A 19,246-nucleotide genomic window follows, 5' to 3' on the forward strand; every position below is an offset into this window, starting at 1 on the left:
CCTCCCCCGCCCACACCTGTCGGGGGGGGCGCGCCCCACACCCCACCCACCCCCGCCCCCCCGCCGACAGCGGGCCCCTACAGGCCGTAGCGCTCGCGCGCCTCCTTCACCGCGGTGGCCGGGACCTCGCCGCGGCGGGCGAGCTGGGCCAGGGCGGCGGCCACGATCGACTGGGCGTCGACGCCGAAGTGGCGGCGGGCCGCGGCGCGGGTGTCCGAGAGGCCGAAGCCGTCGGCGCCCAGCGACGAGTAGTCCTGCTCGACCCACTGCGCGATCTGGTCCGGGACCTGGCGCATGTAGTCGGAGACCGCCAGGACCGGCGACTCGACGCCCGCGAGCGCCTGGCGCAGGTACGGGACCCGCTCCTCGCCGCGCAGCAGGGCGGCGTCCGCCTCCAGCGCGTCGCGGCGCAGCTCGGTCCAGGAGGTGGCGGACCACACGTCGGCGCCCACGCCCCACTCCTCGGCGAGCAGCTTCTGCGCCTCCAGCGCCCAGTGGATCGCGGTGCCCGAGCCGAGCAGCTGGATCCGGGGGGCGTTGGCGGGCAGCGTCAGGCCGGCCGACTCCGCCGTGTTGAAGCGGTACAGGCCCTTGACGATGCCCTCGTCGACGCCCGCGTGGGCCGGCTTGGCCGGCTGCGGCATCGGCTCGTTGTAGACCGTCAGGTAGTAGAAGACGTCCTGGTCCTCGCCCGGGGCGGCCTCGCCGTACATCCGGCGCAGACCCTCCTTGACGATGGCCGCGACCTCGTAGGCGAAGGCCGGGTCGTAGGTCAGGGCGGCCGGGTTGGTGGCCGCGATGACGGGGGAGTGGCCGTCGGCGTGCTGGAGGCCCTCACCGGTCAGGGTGGTGCGGCCGGCGGTGGCGCCGACGAGGAAGCCGCGGCCGAGCTGGTCGCCGAGCTGCCACATCTGGTCGGCGGTCCGCTGCCAGCCGAACATCGAGTAGAAGATGTAGAACGGGATCATCGTCTCGCCGTGCGTGGCGTACGAGGTAGACGCGGCGATGAAGTCGGCCATCGAGCCGGCCTCGGTGATGCCCTCGTTCAGGATCTGGCCGTTGACGGCCTCCTTGTAGTACATCAGCTGGTCGCGGTCGACCGGCTCGTACGTCTGGCCCTTCGGCGAGTAGATGCCGAGCGAGGGGAAGAGGGACTCCATGCCGAAGGTGCGGGCCTCGTCCGGGACGATCGGGACCCAGCGCTTGCCGGTCTCCTTGTCGCGGACCAGGTCCTTCACCAGGCGGACGAAGGCCATCGTGGTGGCGACCGACTGCGAGCCGGAGCCCTTGTCGAAGGCGGCGAACGCCTTCTCGGCCGGCGCCGGGAGCGGCGCGACCGGGTGGACGCGGCGGGCCGGGGCGGGGCCGCCGAGGGCCGCGCGGCGCTCCTGGAGGTAGCGGACCTCGGGGGAGTCGGCGCCCGGGTGGCCGTAGGGCACCACGCCGTCGACGAACTGGGCGTCCGAGATGGGGAGTTCGAGAAGGTCACGCATGTTCTTGAACTCGTCCGTCGTCAGCTTCTTCATCTGGTGGTTCGCGTTCTTCGACGCGAAGCCCTCACCGAGGGTGAAGCCCTTGACGGTCTGCGCCAGGATCACGGTCGGCGCGCCCTTGAACTCCAGGGCGGCCTTGTACGCGGCGTACACCTTGCGCGGCTCGTGGCCACCGCGCGAGAGGTGGAAGCACTCCAGGATCTTGTCGTCCGAGAGCAGCTTCGCCATCTCGACGAGCGCCGGGTCCTTGCCGAAGAAGTCCTGGCGGATGTAGGCGGCGTCGCGGGTCTGGTACGTCTGGACCTGCGCGTCCGGCACCTCGCGGAGGCGGCGGACCAGGGCGCCGGTGGTGTCGAGCGCGAACAGCTCGTCCCAGGCGTTGCCCCAGAGGGTCTTCACGACGTTCCAGCCGGCGCCGCGGAACTGGGCCTCCAGCTCCTGCACGATCTTGAAGTTGGCGCGGACCGGGCCGTCGAGGCGCTGCAGGTTGCAGTTGATGACGAAGGTCAGGTTGTCCAGACCCTCGCGGGCCGCCAGCGCGAGGGCGGCGGTCGACTCGGGCTCGTCCATCTCGCCGTCGCCGAGGAAGGCCCAGACGTGCGAGGAGGAGACGTCCTTGATGCCGCGGTTGGTCAGGTAGCGGTTGAAGCGCGCCTGGTAGATCGCGGAGAGCGGGCCGAGGCCCATGGAGACGGTGGGGAACTCCCACAGCCAGGGCAGGCGGCGCGGGTGCGGGTAGGAGGGCAGGCCGTTGCCGCCGGACTCCTGCCGGAAGTTGTCGAGGTGCGACTCGTCCAGGCGGCCGTCGAGGAAGGCGCGGGCGTAGATGCCGGGGGAGGCGTGGCCCTGGATGTAGAGCTGGTCGCCGGAGCCGGCGGCCTCGCCGGACTCCTTGCCCTTGAAGAAGTGGTTGAAGCCGGTCTCGTAGAGCCAGGCCGCGGAGGCGAAGGTGGCGATGTGGCCGCCGACGCCGTGCTTGGAGCCGCGGGTGACCATCGCGGCCGCGTTCCAGCGGTTCCACGCGGTGATCTTCCGCTCCATCTCCTCGTCGCCGTCGATGACGGGCTCGGCGGAGGTGGGGATGGTGTTGAGGTAGTCCGTCTCCAGCAGCTTGGGCAGGGCCAGGCCCGCGCCCTCGGCGTGCTGGAGGGTGCGGCGCATCAGGTAGGCGGCCCGGTGAGGGCCGGCGGCCTTGGTGACGGCGTCCAGGGAGGCCGCCCACTCGGCGGTCTCCTCGGTGTCACGGTCCGGGAGCTGGTCGAGCTCGCTCGGAATCTTGCCTACGGGATCGGTCATGATCGCCGCCTTCCGGACAGATGGGGGTGGAGATAAAAACGGTTGCCTTGTCTGGCAGGACAGGGCGGCGGGCCGGGTGACGGCCCGCCGACGACTGTAAACCGCCGATCGATGATCGATCAAAGGGTTGAAGCCGGAAACCTCTTCAGATCGAGAAAGTCGGCACAGGGTGCCGCGAAAGGGGGCACCCGGTGCCGACTTTTCGAACGGCCGGGAAACGCCGGGAGCCCCGCCGAAGCGAGGCTCTGACCTGCGGAAACCTGTGCGCGCCGGTCAGGCGCGGGGGGCGCAGCCCAGCACGTGGGCCTTCACGAGGGCCCCGATGTTCGGATCGCCCCGGCGGAAGGCCTCCACCAGCTCCTGGTGCTCCTCCGCGTACGACTTCTGCACCGTGCCCAGCCAGCGGATCGACAGGGCGGTGAAGACCTCGATGCCCAGCCCCTCCCAGGTGTGCAGCAGCACGCTGTTGCCGGCCGCCTTCACCAGCTCGCGGTGAAAGGCCACCGTGTGCCGCACCTGCGCCGTGCCGTCGGAGCTCGCGTCCGCCTCGTACAGCGCCGCCACGTGCGGCTCCAGCGTCGAGCAGTCGGCGGAGAGCCGGGGCGCGGCCAGCTCGGCCGCGATCTGCTCCAGGCCGGCCCGGACCGGGTAGCTCTCCTCCAGGTCGGCGGCGGTGAGGTTGCGGACCCGGACGCCCTTGTTCGGCGCCGACTCGATCAGCCGCAGCGACTCCAGCTCCCGCAGCGCCTCGCGGACCGGGGTCTGGGAGACCTCCAGCTCGGTCGCGATCCGGCGCTCCACGATCCGCTCGCCCGGCTTCCAGCGGCCGCTGACGATCCCCTCCACGATGTGCTCGCGGATCTGCTCGCGCAGCGAGTGGACGACGGGGACGGTCATGGAGCGGCTCCTCCGGGAGTTTCGTGACCCTTAGACAATACGGCGGTGTCCCCGCCCGGACACACATCCGGACGGGGACACCGCTGGTGAGGCTCGTTACGTTGCCTCGCGGGCGCACAGCGCCCTCGGGAGCCTTACAGGCCGAGGTCCACCTCGAACTCGCCGGCCTCCAGGATCGCCTTGACGGCCGTCAGGTAGCGGGCGGCGTCGGCGCCGTCCACCAGACGGTGGTCGTAGGAGAGCGACAGGTAGGTCATGTCGCGGATGCCGATGACCGTGCCCTCCTCCGTCTCGACGACGGCCGGACGCTTCACCGTGGCACCGATGCCCAGGATGGCGACCTGGTTCGGCGGCACGATGACGGTGTCGAAGAGGGCACCGCGCGAACCGGTGTTGGAGATGGTGAAGGTCGCGCCCGAGAGCTCGTCCGGAGTGATCTTCGAGGCGCGCACCTTGCCCGCCAGGTCCGCCGTGGCCTTGGAGATGCCGGCGATGTTGAGGTCGCCCGCGCCCTTGATGACCGGGGTCATCAGGCCCTTCTCGGAGTCCACCGCGATACCGATGTTCTCGGTGTCGAAGTAGGTGATCGTGCCCTCGTCCTCGTTGATCCGGGCGTTGATGACCGGGTGGGCCTTCAGCGCCTGGGCCGCCGCCTTCACGAAGAACGGCATCGGGGAGAGCTTGACGCCCTCGCGGGCGGCGAACGCGTCCTTGGCGCGGGCGCGCAGCTTCATCAGCTTGGTGATGTCGACCTCGACGACCGTGGTCAGCTGGGCCTGGCCGTGCAGCGCCTTCATCATGTTGTCGCCGATGACCTTGCGCATGCGGGTCATCTTGACGGTCTGACCGCGCAGCGGGGAGACCTCCAGGGCCGGAGCGGCCTTCGGCGCGGCGGCCGGGGCGGCAGCGGCGGGGGCCGGGGCGGCCTTCTTGGCCTCGGCGGCCGCGAGGACGTCCTGCTTGCGGATGCGGCCGCCGACGCCGGAGCCCTTGACGGTCGCCAGGTCGACACCGTTCTCGGTGGCGAGCTTGCGGACCAGCGGGGTCACGTAGGCGCCGTCCTCGGCCGGAGCCGGGGCGGCGGCCGGGGTCGCCGGGACCGGGGTGACCACGGCCGGGGCGATCGACGGGGCGGGCGCGGCCGGGGCGGCCGGAGCCTGCGCCGGGGCGGCGGCGGGGGCGGCGGGCGCGGCCGGGGCGGCCGGCGCGGGAACCGGAGCCGGAGCCGGGGCGGCCGGGGCCGGAGCGGCCGCGGGGGCGGCCGGGGCCTCGGCGGCGGGGGCGGCCGGAGCGGCACCCGCGGCACCGATGACGGCGAGCTTGGCGCCGACCTCGGCGGTCTCGTCCTCGCCGACGACGATCTCCAGGAGCACGCCGGAGGCGGGCGCCGGGATCTCGGTGTCGACCTTGTCCGTCGACACCTCCAGCAGCGGCTCGTCGGCCTCGACGGTCTCGCCGACCGACTTCAGCCAGCGGGTGACGGTGCCCTCGGTGACGGACTCGCCCAGCGCGGGCAGGACCACGTCCGTGCCCTCGGCGGAACCGCCGCCGGCGGCGGCCTCGGCGGTCGGGGCCGGGGCCGGCTCCTGGACCTCGGTGGACGGCGCGGCCTGCGGGGCCGGCGCGGCCGGGGCCTCGGCGGCTGGAGCCGGGGCGGCCTCGGCGGCGGGCGCCGGGGCGGCGGCCGGGGCACCGGAGCCGTCGTCGATGATGGCGAGCTCCGCGCCGACCTCGACGGTCTCGTCCTCGGCCACCTTGATGGAGGCGAGGATGCCGGAGGCGGGGGCGGGGATCTCGGTGTCGACCTTGTCGGTCGAGACCTCGAGCAGCGGCTCGTCGGCCTCGACGCGCTCGCCCTCGGCCTTGAGCCAGCGGGTGACGGTGCCCTCGGTGACGCTCTCGCCGAGCGCCGGCAGGGTTACGGAAACCGACATGGTTTCAGTTGCTCCTAACGAATTGCGGAAGTTGGTCGTCGCGCCCTGTGATGACGTGAGCGTCAGTCGTGGGAGTGCAGAGGCTTGCCGGCCAGGGCCAGGTGGGCCTCGCCGAGCGCCTCGTTCTGCGTCGGGTGGGCGTGGATGAGCTGCGCGACCTCGGCCGGCAGCGCCTCCCAGTTGTAGATCAGCTGCGCTTCGCCGACCTGCTCGCCCATGCGGTCACCGACCATGTGGACGCCGACCACGGCACCGTCCTTGACCTGGACGAGCTTGATCTCGCCCGCGGTCTTCAGGATCTTGCTCTTGCCGTTGCCCGCGAGGTTGTACTTGAGGGCGACGACCTTGTCCGCGCCGTAGATCTCCTTGGCCTTGGCCTCGGTGATGCCGACGGAGGCGACCTCGGGGTGGCAGTACGTCACCCGCGGCACGCCGTCGTAGTCGATCGGGACGGGCTTCAGACCGGCGAGGCGCTCCGCCACGAGGATGCCCTCGGCGAAGCCGACGTGCGCGAGCTGGAGGGTCGGGACCAGGTCGCCGACGGCGGAGATCGTGGGCACGTTGGTCCGCATGTACTCGTCGACCAGGACGTAGCCGCGGTCCATCGCGACACCCTGCTCCTCGTAGCCGAGGCCGGCCGAGACCGGGCCGCGGCCGATGGCGACGAGCAACACCTCGGCCTCGAAGGTCTTGCCGTCGGCGAGGGTGACCTTCACGCCGTTCTCGGTGTACTCGGCGCTCTGGAAGAAGGTGCCGAGGTTGAACTTGATGCCCCGCTTGCGGAAGGCGCGCTCCAGCAGCTTCGAGCTGTTCTCGTCCTCGACCGGCACGAGGTGCTTCATGCCCTCGATGACCGTCACGTCGGTGCCGAAGGACTTCCACGCGGAGGCGAACTCGACGCCGATCACACCGCCGCCGAGGATGATGGCGGACTCCGGCACACGGTCCAGGGTGAGGGCGTGGTCCGAGGTGATGATGCGGTTGCCGTCGATCTCCAGGCCGGGCAGGGACTTCGGCACGGAACCGGTGGCCAGCAGGACGTGGCGGCCCTCGACCCGGCGGCCGTCGACGTCGACGGAGGTCGGGGAGGACAGGCGGCCGGTGCCCTCGATGTAGGTCACCTTGCGGGAGGCGACGAGACCCTGGAGACCCTTGTAGAGGCCCGAGATCACGTCGTCCTTGTACTTGTGCACGGCCTTGATGTCGATGCCCTCGAAGGAGGCCCTGACACCGAACTGCTCCGCCTCGCGCGCCTGGTCGGCGACCTCGCCGGCGTGGAGCAGGGCCTTCGTCGGGATGCAGCCGTTGTGCAGGCAGGTGCCGCCGAGCTTGTTCTTCTCGATCAGTGCGACGTCCAGGCCCAGCTGCGCTCCGCGCAGCGCCGCGGCGTAACCGCCGCTACCGCCGCCGAGAATCACTAGGTCGAAAACGGTGCTGGCGTCGTTCGCCACGTCACGTCCTCCATGCATGTGCGCTCGTCGCCGGTCTTCGGTGACCGGGCGGCGGCTGGTGTCCGGCCGCATTATGTCGGCCCTGTGGTGGGGGCCCTGTCCTGCCGAGAACCCATCTTCGCACTTGTTGACGGATGGCGGGACGCGGGGCCGGTGGATGAGACCGGCCGATCCTCCGCACGGGCGCCCGGCGGGACGTGTGAACCTACGGATTTCGTCGTCGGCGAACAGGGGCGGACGACACGGAGAAGGGCCCCGGACGGGAAGTCCGGGGCCCTCTCACCGGCGTGCTCAGAGCTCGCCGGCCGCCGTCAGCTCGGCGAGGCGGACCAGGGTGCGGACCGAGGAGCCGGTGCCGCCCTTGGGGGTGTAGCCGTACGGGGCGCCCTCGTGGAAGGCCGGGCCCGCGATGTCCAGGTGCGCCCAGGTGATGCCCTCGCCCACGAACTCCTGGAGGAAGAGGCCGGCGATCAGGCCGCCGCCCATCCGGACGCCCATGTTGGCCATGTCGGCGGTGGGGGAGTCCATCGTCTTGCGCAGTTCCGCGGGGAGCGGCATCGGCCAGGACTGCTCGCCGACCTCCTCGGCGATCTCGTGGATCGCGGTCCGGTAGTCGTCGTCGTTGGCCATGATGCCGAAGGTGCGGTCGCCCAGGGCGAGCACCATCGCGCCGGTCAGGGTCGCCACGTCGACGATCGCGTCCGGGTGCTCCTCGGAGGCCCGGGTGATCGCGTCGGCGAGGACGAGCCGGCCCTCGGCGTCGGTGTTGAGGACCTCGACGGTCTTGCCGCCGTACATGCGCAGGACGTCACCCGGGCGGGTGGCGGAGCCGGACGGCATGTTCTCGGCGAGGGCGAGCCACGCCGTGACGTTGACCTCCAGGCCGAGGCGGGCCGCGGCGACGACGGCGGCGAAGACGGCGGCGGCGCCGCTCATGTCGCACTTCATCGTCTCGTTGTGGCCGGCCGGCTTCAGGGAGATGCCGCCCGAGTCGTAGGTGATGCCCTTGCCGATGAGGGCGAGGGTCTTCTCCGCCTTCGGGTGGGTGTAGGCGATCCGGACCAGGCGCGGCGGGTTCACCGAGCCGGCGCCGACGCCGAGGATGCCGCCGTAGCCGCCCTTGGCGAGCGCCTTCTCGTCGAGGACCTGGACCTTGAGGCCGTGCTCCTTGCCGGCGGTCTGGGCGACGGCGGCGAAGGCGGCGGGGGTGAGGTCGTTCGGCGGGGTGTTGATCAGGTCGCGGGCGCGGTTGATCTCCTCGGCGACGGCCAGGGCGCGGTCCGCGGCGGCCTTGTGGGCCTTGTCGCGCGGCTTGGCGCCGAGCAGCGCCACCTCGGCCGGCGGCTTCTTGCCGTCCTTCGCCTGCTCCTGGTAGGCGTCGAAGGAGTACGCGCCGAGCAGCGCGCCCTCCGCGATCGCGCCCGCGTCCTCGGCGGAGTCGATCGGCAGCGCGAAGGCGGCCTTCTTCGAGCCCGAGAGCGCGCGGGCGGCGGTGCCGGCGGCGCGGCGCAGGGTCTCGGCGTCGTACGCCTCGCCGTCCTCGGGGGCGGAGCCGAGACCGACGGCCAGCACGACGGGGGCCTTCAGGCCGGCGGGCGCGGGCAGCTTGGTCGTCTCACCCTCTCCACCCGAGGCGCCCAGGGTCTCCAGGACGGCGGCGAGCCGGCCGTCGAACGCCTTGTCGACGGCCTCCGCGCCCGGGGCGACGACCAGCGTCTTCCCGGCCTTCGCGACGCCGACGACGAGGGCGTCGGCACGCAGCGTCGCCGCTCCGGCAGTGCTGAGAGTGAGAGCAGTCACGGTGGTGATTTCTCGCTTCCATTGAGTTCTGTGGCGGTCGAGGGATGGGCCGACCGAGCCCGCCGCATCGTATTTCGGCCCGATGAGCGCCGTGAACGAGCCTACGCTCGCTCACCCGGTTCGCTCACGGCGGCGTCGATTCACTCATCCGTGGTGTCTCTTTCATGTTTGTCCTTCCGGCTCCCGCGCCGACGCCACACTCGCCTCATTCACGCGAGGGCGGCACCCGCGCCTTCGCCTCATCTCCACAGGTCCCCTCGTCTTCCGGGACCTGCCGAGGGGGGTCACCACACCATGCACGCGAACAGATCCCGCACGCCCGCGGCCGCGCCGGGGAAGTCCGGAAACCGGGGGGCGCCGCGCCGGGCCGGCCGCACCGCCGGGGCGCTCGCCGCCGCCGCGCTCCTCGCCACCGTGGTCCCGTCCGCGCAGGCCGCGGCCGCCCCGGTGCCCCGGATCGACCTCACCGTCCTGGTCGTCGACGACGGCGGCAGCGCGGTCGGGGCCATCACCGCCGAACTGAGGGGCTCCGGCGTCCCGTACCGGACCGTGGACCTCGACGACCCGAACCGGCCCGTCCTCACCCCGGCCTTCCTCAGCGACACCGTCGACGGCCGCCCCCGCGCCAAGTACCAGGGCGTCGTCCTGCCGCACGAGACCGCCTTCGGACCCGACTCCGCCGAGCACGCCGCGCTCCAGGCGTACGAGCGGACCTTCGGCATCCCGCAGGTCGACGCGTACACCTGGTCCCACCCCGGCGTCGGCCTCGACTACACCCCCGACGGCGGCTGGTCCGGCGTCCTCGACGGGGTCACCGCCGGCGTCACCCCGGCCGGACTGGCCGGCCCCTTCGGCTACCTCGCCGGCAGCCTGACCTTCGAGGACAACGACCCGGCGGTCTCCGAGAGTTACGGCTACGCGGGCCGCCCCCGGGCCGGCTTCACCAGCTACGTCGACATGCCGGTCGAGGGCGGCGGCCGGGCCAGCCTGGTCGGCGAGTACGCCGCCGACGGCCGCCGCGAACTCGTCGTCACCTTCGCCTACAACCAGCACCAGCGGCAGTACCGGGCCCTCGCCCGCGGCATCGTCGAATGGCTCACCCAGGGCGTCCACCTCGGCCGGTCCCGGAACTACTTCTCCGTCCACGTCGACGACGTCCTCGCCCCCGACGCCCGCTGGGACACCGTCCGCAACTGCACCCCCGGCGACCTCGACTGCGCCGGCGGGGACGGGGAGGCCGAGAACCCGATCCGGATGACCGCCGCCGACGCCGTGTACGCCGCCGCCTGGCAGCGGGCCTCCGGCTTCACCCTCGACATGGTCTACAACGGCGGCCAGGGCGAGCAGTGGAAGGCCGAGCACGGCGGCGCCGACCCGCTCGCCGCCCGGCTGATCGCCGACCGCGCCCAGTACCGCTGGGTCAACCACACCTACACCCACCCCTTCCTCGGCTGCGTCCAGGACAACACCACCGTCCCCTGGCGGTGCGCCACCGACGCCTCCGGCAGCACCCTCTGGGTCAGCCGCGCCGAGCTCTCCGCGCAGATCCGGAACAACCTCGACTGGGCCGCGGGCAAGGGCATCTCCGTCGACCGCTCCGAACTCGTCACCGGCGAGCACTCCGGCCTGAAGACCCTGCCCCAGCAGCCGGTCGACAATCCCCACCTCGCCGGCGCCCTCGCCGACAACGGCGTGAAGTGGACGGCGAGCGACAACTCCCGCGAGCCCCGCCAGCGGGCCGTCGGCGCCGCGAAGACCGTGCCCAGGCACCCCATGAACGTGTACTACAACGTCGGCACCGCCGCCGAGATGACCGACGAGTACAACTGGATCTACACCTCCCGCGCCGACGGCGGCAGCGGCGTCTGCGAGTCCGACCCCGCCTCCACCTGCCTGCCCGCCCCGCTCGACCCGGCCACCGGCTACGCGGCGCACATCGTCCCGCAGGAGGCCCGCACCGCCCTCGGCCACGTCGTCGCCAACGACCCCCGCCCGCACTACGTCCACCAGTCGAACCTGGCCGAGGAACGCCTCCTCTACCCGGTCCTCGACAAGGTCCTCGCCGACTACCGGGGCCTCTTCGCCGGCAACACCCCCCTGGTCAACCCCCGCCAGAAGGACGTCGGCGTCGAGCTCGCCCGCCGCGACGCCTGGGACGCCGCCCTCGCCGCCGGCAAGGTCACCGCCTACCGCGTCGGGAACACCGTCACCGTCAAGGCGCCCGCCGGCGTCCGGATCCCGCTCACCGCCCCCGAGGGCACCCGCAAGCGGCTCCTCCTCGGCACCACCGCCTTCGGGACCGCCTACGCCGGCGGCCGCTCCGACTGGACCGCGCCCGAACCGCTCCAGACCGCCGTCACGCTCCAGCTCCCGACCACCTGACCGCGCACGTCCCGGGGGGAACCGCACATGCCGAGCAGTGGCCGTCACGTCACCATGCTCACCGAAGGCACCTATCCGCACGTCCACGGCGGCGTCAGCACCTGGTGCGACCAGCTCGTCCGGGGCATGCCCGAGGTCACCTTCGAGATCCTCGCCCTCACCGGCAGCGGCCGCGAACCCGTCACCTGGGAGCTGCCGCCCAACATCGCCCGGCACACCGCGTTCCCCCTCTGGGGCCACCCGCGGGGACCGGCCGCGCCCACCCGGGCGCGCCGGCCCCCGCGGGGCCGCGAGCGCCGCCGCTTCCTCGCCGCGTACGAGCACTTCCTGCTCGCCCTGCTCGACCCGGAGGCCGGCCACGACCTCGCCGGCGGCCTGTACGAGCTGGCCGCCCTCGCCCGCGACGGCCGGCTCACCCCGGCGCTGCGCTCGGAGGCGGCACTGCGCTCCCTCATGTGGATCTGGACCATGCCGCACCTGCCGACGCGTGCGGCCGGACCCACCGTCCACGACGCCCTCACCGCCACCGACCTGCTCGAACACGCCCTGCGGCCGCTCGGCGCCCGGATAGCCGACGGCAGCGTGGCGCACGCCGTCTCCAGCGGCCTCGCCACCCTGCCCGCGCTCGCCGCGCAGCACTTCGAAGGGGTGCCCTTCCTGCTCACCGAACACGGCATCTACCTCCGCGAGCGCTACCTCGGCTACCGCACCGAGGCCCAGCGCTGGCCCGTCAAGGCCCTCATGCTCGGCTTCTACCGCGAGCTCAACTCCCTCGGCTACCGCAAGGCCGACCTCATCACCCCCTGCAACCAGTACAACCGGCGCTGGGAGGAGCGCGGCGGCGCCCCCGCCGACCGCATCCGCACCGTCTACAACGGCGTCGACCCCGCCCTCTTCCCCGAGGCCGGCCCCGAACCGGAGACGCCGACCCTCAGCTGGTGCGGCCGGGTCGACCCCATCAAGGACCTGGAGACCCTGATCCGGGCGTACGCGATCTGCCGCGCCGAACTCCCCGACCTGAGGCTCCGCCTCTTCGGCCCGGTCCCCGCCGGGAACGAGGACTACCGCACCCGCCTGGAGAAGCTCGCCGCCGAACTCGGCGTCGCCGACGGCGTCTCCTTCGAGGGCCGCGTCTCCGACGTGCCCTCCGCCTACGCGGCCGGCAGCGTGGTGATGCTCTCCTCGATCAGCGAGGGCTTCCCCTTCTCCCTCATCGAGGCCATGTCCTGCGGCCGGGCCACCGTGTCGACGGACGTCGGAGGGGTGCGGGAGGCGGTCGGCGACGCCGGGATCGTCGTCCCGCCCCGCGAACCGGCCGTCATGGCCGCCGCCGCCTCCGCCCTCCTCCGGGACGGCGCCCGCCGCGCCGAACTCGGCCGGCGGGCCCGGCAGCGGGTGATCGACGAGTTCACCCTGCACCGCTCGGTCGACGGCTTCCGCCGCATCTACCGCGAACTCGCCGCCCCCGTCCCCGCCGCCCCGCCGCTGCGCGTCAGCATCCCGTCCCCGCGCCGAGGCGCGCCCCGAGTCCCCGAAGGCACCCCGGCATGAGCGGCTCCCTCTGGCTGAAGCCCCCGACCACCCCCCCGTCCCTGCCGGTCCCGCCCCGCCCCCGCGGGGCCGCCGCGGCGGCCGGGACCGGAAGCGGCACCGCCGCCGACCCCCTCGACGAACTCGCCGAACGGCTCGACGCGTTCGTGGCCGCCGCCGTCCACCCGGACGAGATAGCCGCGCTGCTCGAATCCGACGGCATGACCGACGACCACATCCGGCTCACCTACGGGCGGAACGATTCCTTCGCGCTCGCCGAGGACCTGTACGCGCGCGTGGCCCGGCGCCACCCCGAGCCGCCCGCGAAGGACCCGGGCGGCCGGGGCCGTGCCGAAGGACTCGGCGGCTGTCTGCTGCGCGGCCTCGTCTTCGCGCTGCCCGGCCTCGCCTACGTCCTCGCGGGACCGCTGCTCGCCGGACCGCAGGGGCGGTACGGGCTGCCCGCCGGCACCGTGCCGCTGCTCGCCGGGGCCGTCACCGGCTGGGTCTGGAACCAGGCCCTCTCCCACCGCGCCCACACCTGGCTCGGCCTCGGCGACCGGCCCGCCGCCGCCCGCGCCCTGCTCACCGGCGCCCCGGCCGGCGCGCTCGCCGGCACCGCCGTCGCCCTCGCCGCCGCCCGCGACGGCGAACTCCCCGCCGCCGTCTTCGCCGCCGGCCAGTCCCTCTACCTCGCCGCCGCCACCGCCCTCCTCGTCCTCGGCCGCGAACGGGCCCTGCTCGCCACCCTGCTGCCGCTCCTCGGCGCCCTCCCCGCCCTCCGCTGGGACCTGCCCGACCCGCTGCGCGTCGCCCTGCCGGCCCTCTCGCTCACCGCCGCCTGCCTGGTCGCCGCCCGCGCGCTGCGCCCCGGCACCGCGCGCGGCGCCGCCGGGCGGGGCGGACCGCCGCTCGCGGCCTCCGTCCCGTACGGCCTCTTCGGCCTCGGCAGCGGCGTCCTCGTGCTGTACGCCGGACTCGGCGACGCCCTCGCCACCGGCAGCGGCGCGGTCATCGCGCTCACCCTCTCCATGGGGCCCGCCGAGTGGCTGCTGCACCGCTTCCGGGGCGGCAGCCTCGCCCGGCTGCGCACCCTCACCACCGCCCGCGCGTTCCGCCGTGCCGTCACCGGCACCCTCGTCCTCTGCCTCGGCGGCTACCTGACCGTGCTCCTCGGCCTCCTCCTCGCCGCCACCCTGCTCTGGCCGGACACCCCCTGGCCGACTCCGGAGCGGCTGCTCACCCTGCTGCTGCTCGGCACCGTGCTCTGGCTGGGGCTGCTCCTCCAGGCGTTCGGCGCCGTCCTCGGCGCGGCGGCCGTCTGCCTGCTGTCCGCCGCCGCGCAGAGCCTGGAACCGGCGGCGGGAACGCTCGCCGCCGGGGCGGCGGCCGCCGTGCTCGCCGTCCTCACCCGTGCTCTGCTGGTACGACCGACCGCCCACCGCCTCTAGCAAGGACACCGCACGTGAAACGTTCCCTCCTGGTGCCCTTCTACGAGCACCCCGCCGACCGCCCCGAGGGCTGGGCGGCCCTCGTCGCGGCCGCGCCGGCGCTCCACGGCGTCGTCCTCAACCCGGCGGACGGCGCCGGCGAGGCCCCCGACCCGGCCTTCGCCGAGGCCGCCGGGCGGCTGCGCGCCGCCGGGGTGCGGATCCTCGGCTACGCGGACACCGCCTACGGCCGCCGCCCGCACGCCGAGGTCGTCGCCGACCTGCTCCGCCACCGCGACTGGTACGGCGCCAACGGGGCCTTCCTCGACCAGGTCGCGACCGCGCCCGACGCGCTCCCGCACTACCGCCGCCTCGCCGTCGCCGCGCGGGCCGCCGGAGCGGAGACCCTCGTCCTCAACCACGGCACCCACCCCGACGACCGGTACGCCGAACTCGCCGACCTGCTGGTCACCTTCGAAGGCCCCTGGGACACCTACCGGACCCTCGACCTGCCGGTCGCCCCGCACCACTGCCACCTCGTCTACGCGGCCCCGCCCGGCTTCCGCCCCGCGACCGAGATCCACTGCGCGGTGCCGGGCACGGGCGCCCACCCCTGGGGGACCCTGCCGCACGGGATCCCGGAGCCCGCCCGATGAGACGCCTCCTGCCGCTCCTCGCGGGCCTGCTCCTGCTCGTCACGGCCTGCACCTCGTCCCCCGGCCCGGACCCGAAGCAGGAGGAAGGGTGGTGGCGTCCGACGGCCGGGCTCGCCTGGCAGTGGCAGCTCAGCGGGAAGCTGGACCCCACCGTCGACGTCCCCGTCTACGACATCGACGGCTTCGACCACCCGGCCGCCACCGTCGCCGACCTGCACCGCCGGGGCCGGAAGGTGATCTGCTACCTCTCCACCGGCGCCTGGGAGGACTTCCGCCCCGACGCGGACCGCTTCCCGAAGTCCGTCCTCGGCAGGAGCAACGGCTGGGCCGGCGAACGCTGGCTCGACATCCGCCGCACCGACGTCCTCGAACCCCTCATGGCCGAACGCGTCGACATGTGCCGGGCCAAGGGCTTCGACGCCGTCGAACCCGACAACATGGACGGCTACCGCAACCGCACCGGCTTCCCCCTCACCGCCGCCGACCAGCTCGCCTACAACCGCCTCGTCGCCCGCCTCGCCCACGACCGCGGCCTGGCCGTCGGCCTCAAGAACGACCTCGACCAGATCCCCGAGCTCCTCGGCGACTTCGACTTCGCGGTCAACGAGCAGTGCGCCCAGTACGACGAGTGCCACCTCCTCACCCCCTTCGTGGCGGCGGGCAAACCCGTCTTCCACGCCGAGTACGAGCTGACTCCCCGTCAATTCTGTGCCGAGGCGCGCGAGCTGGGCCTCAGCTCCATGCAGAAGAGGTACGAGCTGGGAGCCTGGCGCCGTCCCTGCTAGGACGCGTCCCGCGCGCCCGAGTCCCGGTCGGCGCCCTTGGGGGTGACGACGTAGCAGACGGCCCTGCCCCCGCCGTCCCGCCGCCAGCTCCGCTCGTCGCTCCACATGAACCAGTACGTGCCCTTCTCGTCGGCCTCCCCGGTCCAGTCGGCGGAGGCGCGGCGGTAGGCCCGGCGGCAGGCGTCGCGGGCCTGGCCCTTCGCGGCGGAGGCGCCCGGGTAGGCGCTGCCGCCGAAGGAGACCTGGGCGAGGACGCGGCCGTCGTGCGTCCGGGAACAGGGGATGTCCGCGACGAGTTCGACGTTCTGCTGCCCGGTGGTGAAGTCGACGCAGTGGCCGGCCTCGACCTCCCAGACGGTCCGCACGGTCCTGCCCGCGGGCAGGACCGTGCCCTCCGCCGCGGCGGAGGGCTTCGAGGTGCCGATGCCGGAGAGCGCCAGCTCCATCCGCACGGCGGTGACGTCGCGGAAGGGGCTGCCCTTCTTGCCCAGCAGCTGGGAGAGGTCGGCCCGCGCGTGCGTGATCATCCCCCGGCCGTCCACGGTGACGGTCACGGGGAACGGCTTCTTCTCCCGGTAGAGGCCGAACCCGAGGTCCTCGCCGGCCAGTTGGCTCGCGATGGTGTCGGGCAGCAGCAGGGCGGAGACGGTGGAGGTCATCTCGGCGCGGTAGGTGCGGCCGCCCGTCCCGTCGCTCCGGGAGACGGCCTCGGTGCCGCTGAGCCCTTCGAGGAGGGTGCCGCCGACGGCGGCCTCGGTGCCCCGCAGGTGGTCGAGGGCGCCGGGGCCCTGCCCGGTGGCCCGGCCGGTGTCGTAGTCGGCCCGGCCGTAGCGCAGCCAGTAGTCCGAGGTGTCGGCGCGGTAGGTGAGGTGCTGCCCGTCCACGTGCAGGCGGCCGGCGGCGTCGCCGTGGCCCTGGCCCGGCGCGCGGCCGAGGAGCAGGTCCTTGACCTCCTCGGAGTACGCCTCCGGCACCTGCCACCGGATCGTGGCCTCGCCCGTCCCGCCGGCGAAGTCGAGCCGGCCGCTGACCGTCCGCACGGCCCGGCCCTTCGCGGACTCGAAGGTCAGGGTCTGGGTGAAGCGCGCGTTCCCGCCTTCCTTCTGCGTCCGGCGCAACGCCAGGAAGACCTGGCGCTCCAGCTTCTCGCCGAAGACCGGGTGCTTCGTCGGCGGGGCGGCGGCGGGGGCGGGCCCGTCACCGCCCCCGGTGCAGGCGGTGAGGAGCAGCGCGGCGGCGAGCGCGGCGGCGAGTCGGGCGGTGCGACGGGTCATGTCCACATGACCGCCCGCGCTCCCGCGGGGTTGCCCGCCCCGGGGTCACGAAACGATCACCGCCGGCTCAGCCCAGCGTCAGCGCCACCAGCGTCGCCGTCGCGGCCGTCTCCTCCACGGCGCCGAAGACGTCGCCGGTGACGCCGCCGAAGCGGCGGACGCAGCGGCGCAGGAGGAGGGCGGCGGCGGCCGGGCCCGCGCCGGCGGCGAGGACGGCGTGGACGGCGTCGTACGGGGAGAGGAGGAGCCCGGAGGCGGCGGCGAGGAGGAGGACGGCGGCGGTGCAGAGGGTCGCGGAGCGGACCGGCACCGTGGCGGCGACGACCGCGCCGAGGCCCTCCGGCCGGGCCGCCGGGACGCCGTGCCGGGAGGCGTGGGTGAGGGCGAGCCGGGCGACCGTGGCCGCCAGGACGGCGGCGACCGCGCCGTGCGCCCAGCCCTCCCCGTACAGCTCGTACAGGGCAGCGACCTGCGCGAGCAGGACGAGGACGAGGGCGATGACGCCGAACGGGCCGATGTCGGACCGCTTCATGACGCGCAGCGCGTCCTCGGCCGGCTTGGCGCTGCCGAGGCCGTCCGCGGTGTCGGCGAGGCCGTCGAGGTGGAGGCCCCGGGTGAGGACGGCGGGGACGGCGACGGTGACGACGGCGGCGGTCAGCGGGCCCGCGCCGAGGAGGAGGAGCACGCCGCCGGCCGCCGCGGCGACCAGGCCGACGGCGAGGCCGGCGAGCGGGGCGCAGAGCATGCCGGCCCGCGCCGCGTCCCGGTCCCAGCGGGTGATGCGGGCGGGGAACACGGTGAGGGTGCCGAAGGCGAAACGCAGGCCGTCCATCCGGGCAGGGTAATCGCCGGACCAGGACGGTAGATTGCGCCTATCGGACAAGAGGTGCGTTTCGGAACGGGGTGGCATGGGTCACTGGTTCTCCCGCAACATCCTGGAGCCGGGGAAGCTGCCGACGCTCCTCGCGCTGACCTCGTTCGTCCTCACCTTCCTGGTCACCCGGACGGTCACCCGGCTGATCCGCGCCGGGAAGGGCCCCTTCCGGAACGTCTCCTCGGGCGGGCTCCACATCCATCACGTCGTGCCCGGCGTGGTCCTCACCGTGCTCGGCGGGTTCGGCGCGGTCGCCAGCGGCCGGCACGGCTTCGGGGCGGCCGCCTTCGCCGTGGTCTTCGGGATCGGCGCCGGCCTCGTCCTCGACGAGTTCGCGCTCATCCTCCACCTCGACGACGTGTACTGGTCGGAGGAGGGCCGCAAGAGCGTCGAGGTCGTCGTCCTCACCGCCGCCCTGGTGCTGCTGCCGCTCAGCGGCTTCTCCCCGCTCGGCGTCGACGACGTCACCGAGGAGGAGCGACAGGACCGGGTGGGCTTCCTCCTCACCCTGGTGCTCAACTTCCTCCTCATCCTGGTCGCCCTGGTCAAGGGGAAGCTGCGCACCGCGCTGATCGGCGTCTTCGTGCCCTTCGTGGCGATCGTCGGCGCCGTCCGGCTGGCCCGCCCCGGCTCCTGGTGGTGGCGGCACGTCTACCGGCGCCGCCACCGGGCACGCGCGCGTGGCACGGTCCGCGCCTACCGGCACGACAAGCGCTGGACCCGGGTGCGGCGGAGGGTTCAGGACCTGATCGGCGGCTTCCAGGAACGCGTCCCGGGCCGCGGCTCCGGCTCCCCCTGACCCCGCTCCCGCCACGCCTGGAAGGCCATCAGCACGAGCACCCCGGCGATGGCCGCCAGGTGCTCCTTGCCCGCGAGGTTCGGCTTGACGACGACCTCGACCACCATCGCCACGACGACGGCCGCGCCCGTCCAGTACGCCCGCTGCCGCCGGCAGACGTAGACGGCGAGGCCGACCACCGCCGCCGAAGGGCCGGTGTCCACCACCTGCGCGTCGGAGGCGGGCAGGCCGAGGAGCGTGCCGGGGCCGAGGGCGAGGCCCACGCGCGCGTACAGGGTGCCGCAGAGGGTCGCCAGATAGGCGATCCCGAGCGTCCGCCACCGCCCCAGGCACAGCTCCGCGATCCCGAAGACCAGCAGGACCTGCGCGAGCGCGCCCCAGACCGGCAGGTCGAGCGCGGGGACGAAGAGCGAGAGCGGGGTGCGCAGCAGGGCGAGCCACAGCGGGTCCTCGGCCCGCACGGCGCCGATCGCCCGCACCGGCCCGTACCCCCAGGGCTGGTTCTGGACGAACTGGAGGAGCGCGGTGAGGCAGACCGCCGTCAGCGTCAGCGGCACCGCCCTCCACCGGCGCGCCGTCAGTTCCCGTCGCAGCGTGCCGGCGAGCGGCCCCCACTCGCGCCGGGCGAACCGGCGCACCGGCGAG

The 19,246-nt window shown here is 73.7% G+C and carries 14 protein-coding genes; 6 read left to right on the forward strand and 8 right to left on the reverse strand.

Going from position 1 to position 19,246, the window contains the following annotated elements; translation table 11 throughout:
- Positions 1-77: 77 nt before the first annotated feature.
- From aceE to AB0E83_RS27970, 5 genes are all read right to left on the reverse strand, one after another.
- Positions 78-2,789 (reverse strand): pyruvate dehydrogenase (acetyl-transferring), homodimeric type, encoded by a 2,712-nt coding sequence (gene aceE / locus AB0E83_RS27950; RefSeq protein ID WP_362117614.1) that lies wholly within the window; start codon positions 2,787-2,789, stop codon positions 78-80.
- A 273-nt stretch (positions 2,790-3,062) separates the two neighbouring features.
- Positions 3,063-3,686, reverse strand: coding sequence for a GntR family transcriptional regulator (locus AB0E83_RS27955; RefSeq protein ID WP_362117617.1), 624 nt, complete (start codon positions 3,684-3,686; stop codon positions 3,063-3,065).
- Positions 3,687-3,820: 134 nt separating this feature from the next.
- Positions 3,821-5,620 (reverse strand): 2-oxoglutarate dehydrogenase, E2 component, dihydrolipoamide succinyltransferase, encoded by a 1,800-nt coding sequence (gene sucB, locus AB0E83_RS27960; RefSeq protein WP_362117620.1) that lies wholly within the window; start codon positions 5,618-5,620, stop codon positions 3,821-3,823.
- A gap of 62 nt (positions 5,621-5,682) precedes the next feature.
- Positions 5,683-7,071, reverse strand: coding sequence for a dihydrolipoyl dehydrogenase (lpdA, locus tag AB0E83_RS27965; RefSeq protein WP_362117623.1), 1,389 nt, complete (start codon positions 7,069-7,071; stop codon positions 5,683-5,685).
- 291 nt (positions 7,072-7,362) lie between these two features.
- Positions 7,363-8,871 carry a leucyl aminopeptidase gene (locus AB0E83_RS27970; RefSeq protein WP_362117626.1) on the reverse strand — a complete coding sequence of 503 codons (1,509 nt, stop codon included), beginning with the start codon at positions 8,869-8,871 and terminating at the stop codon, positions 7,363-7,365.
- Between the two features lie 294 nt (positions 8,872-9,165).
- On the opposite strand from AB0E83_RS27970, the gene AB0E83_RS27975 reads away from it, so the two are divergent.
- Genes AB0E83_RS27975 through AB0E83_RS27995 form a run of 5 tightly spaced genes read left to right on the forward strand, consistent with a single transcriptional unit; the run spans position 9,166 to position 15,654 of the window.
- The gene (locus AB0E83_RS27975) at positions 9,166-11,253 is read left to right on the forward strand and encodes a hypothetical protein (protein WP_362117629.1); all 2,088 of its coding nucleotides are present in this window, start codon (positions 9,166-9,168) and stop codon (positions 11,251-11,253) included.
- 27 nt (positions 11,254-11,280) lie between these two features.
- Entirely contained in the window at positions 11,281-12,804 is a 1,524-nt protein-coding gene (gene pelF / locus AB0E83_RS27980) for a GT4 family glycosyltransferase PelF (protein ID WP_362117632.1), read from the forward strand.
- Positions 12,801-14,234, forward strand: coding sequence for a hypothetical protein (locus tag AB0E83_RS27985; protein WP_362117635.1), 1,434 nt, complete (start codon positions 12,801-12,803; stop codon positions 14,232-14,234). Before pelF ends, AB0E83_RS27985 begins: the two co-directional genes overlap by 4 nt.
- Positions 14,235-14,248: 14 nt before the next feature.
- A complete protein-coding gene (locus tag AB0E83_RS27990; RefSeq protein WP_362117638.1) occupies positions 14,249-14,869 on the forward strand; it encodes a spherulation-specific family 4 protein in 621 nt (206 codons plus the stop codon).
- The gene (locus tag AB0E83_RS27995) at positions 14,866-15,654 is read left to right on the forward strand and encodes an endo alpha-1,4 polygalactosaminidase (protein WP_362117641.1); all 789 of its coding nucleotides are present in this window, start codon (positions 14,866-14,868) and stop codon (positions 15,652-15,654) included. Before AB0E83_RS27990 ends, AB0E83_RS27995 begins: the two co-directional genes overlap by 4 nt.
- On the opposite strand, the gene AB0E83_RS28000 is transcribed toward AB0E83_RS27995, so the two are convergent.
- Together AB0E83_RS28000 and cobS are read right to left on the reverse strand one after the other, a co-directional pair.
- A complete protein-coding gene (locus tag AB0E83_RS28000) occupies positions 15,651-16,928 on the reverse strand; it encodes a hypothetical protein (protein WP_362117644.1) in 1,278 nt (425 codons plus the stop codon). The genes AB0E83_RS27995 and AB0E83_RS28000 overlap by 4 nt on opposite strands.
- 67 nt (positions 16,929-16,995) lie before the next feature.
- Entirely contained in the window at positions 16,996-17,760 is a 765-nt protein-coding gene (gene cobS / locus AB0E83_RS28005) for an adenosylcobinamide-GDP ribazoletransferase (RefSeq protein WP_362117647.1), read from the reverse strand.
- A 76-nt stretch (positions 17,761-17,836) separates the two neighbouring features.
- On the opposite strand from cobS, the gene AB0E83_RS28010 reads away from it, so the two are divergent.
- Entirely contained in the window at positions 17,837-18,601 is a 765-nt protein-coding gene (locus AB0E83_RS28010; protein ID WP_362117650.1) for a hypothetical protein, read from the forward strand.
- Here AB0E83_RS28010 and AB0E83_RS28015 read toward each other — a convergent pair.
- Complete coding sequence (locus tag AB0E83_RS28015) at positions 18,541-19,239, reverse strand: hypothetical protein (RefSeq protein ID WP_362117653.1); 699 nt, start codon at positions 19,237-19,239, stop codon at positions 18,541-18,543. The genes AB0E83_RS28010 and AB0E83_RS28015 overlap by 61 nt on opposite strands.
- Positions 19,240-19,246: the final 7 nt, after the last annotated feature.

Origin of the sequence: Streptomyces sp. NPDC035033 (assembly GCF_040636735.1) — a bacterium.
GTDB lineage: Bacteria > Actinomycetota > Actinomycetes > Streptomycetales > Streptomycetaceae > Streptomyces.

What these genes read in the sequence shown, in the direction of transcription:
- aceE (WP_362117614.1), bottom strand. Translation starts at nt 2,789, where the DNA reads ATGACCGATCCCGTAGGCAAGATTCCGAGCGAGCTCGACCAGCTCCCG.
- AB0E83_RS27955 (WP_362117617.1), bottom strand. Translation starts at nt 3,686, where the DNA reads ATGACCGTCCCCGTCGTCCACTCGCTGCGCGAGCAGATCCGCGAGCAC.
- sucB (WP_362117620.1), bottom strand. Translation starts at nt 5,620, where the DNA reads ATGTCGGTTTCCGTAACCCTGCCGGCGCTCGGCGAGAGCGTCACCGAG.
- AB0E83_RS27975 (WP_362117629.1), top strand. Translation starts at nt 9,166, where the DNA reads ATGCACGCGAACAGATCCCGCACGCCCGCGGCCGCGCCGGGGAAGTCC.
- pelF (WP_362117632.1), top strand. Translation starts at nt 11,281, where the DNA reads ATGCCGAGCAGTGGCCGTCACGTCACCATGCTCACCGAAGGCACCTAT.
- AB0E83_RS27985 (WP_362117635.1), top strand. Translation starts at nt 12,801, where the DNA reads ATGAGCGGCTCCCTCTGGCTGAAGCCCCCGACCACCCCCCCGTCCCTG.
- AB0E83_RS27995 (WP_362117641.1), top strand. Translation starts at nt 14,866, where the DNA reads ATGAGACGCCTCCTGCCGCTCCTCGCGGGCCTGCTCCTGCTCGTCACG.
- AB0E83_RS28000 (WP_362117644.1), bottom strand. Translation starts at nt 16,928, where the DNA reads ATGACCCGTCGCACCGCCCGACTCGCCGCCGCGCTCGCCGCCGCGCTG.
- cobS (WP_362117647.1), bottom strand. Translation starts at nt 17,760, where the DNA reads ATGGACGGCCTGCGTTTCGCCTTCGGCACCCTCACCGTGTTCCCCGCC.
- AB0E83_RS28010 (WP_362117650.1), top strand. Translation starts at nt 17,837, where the DNA reads ATGGGTCACTGGTTCTCCCGCAACATCCTGGAGCCGGGGAAGCTGCCG.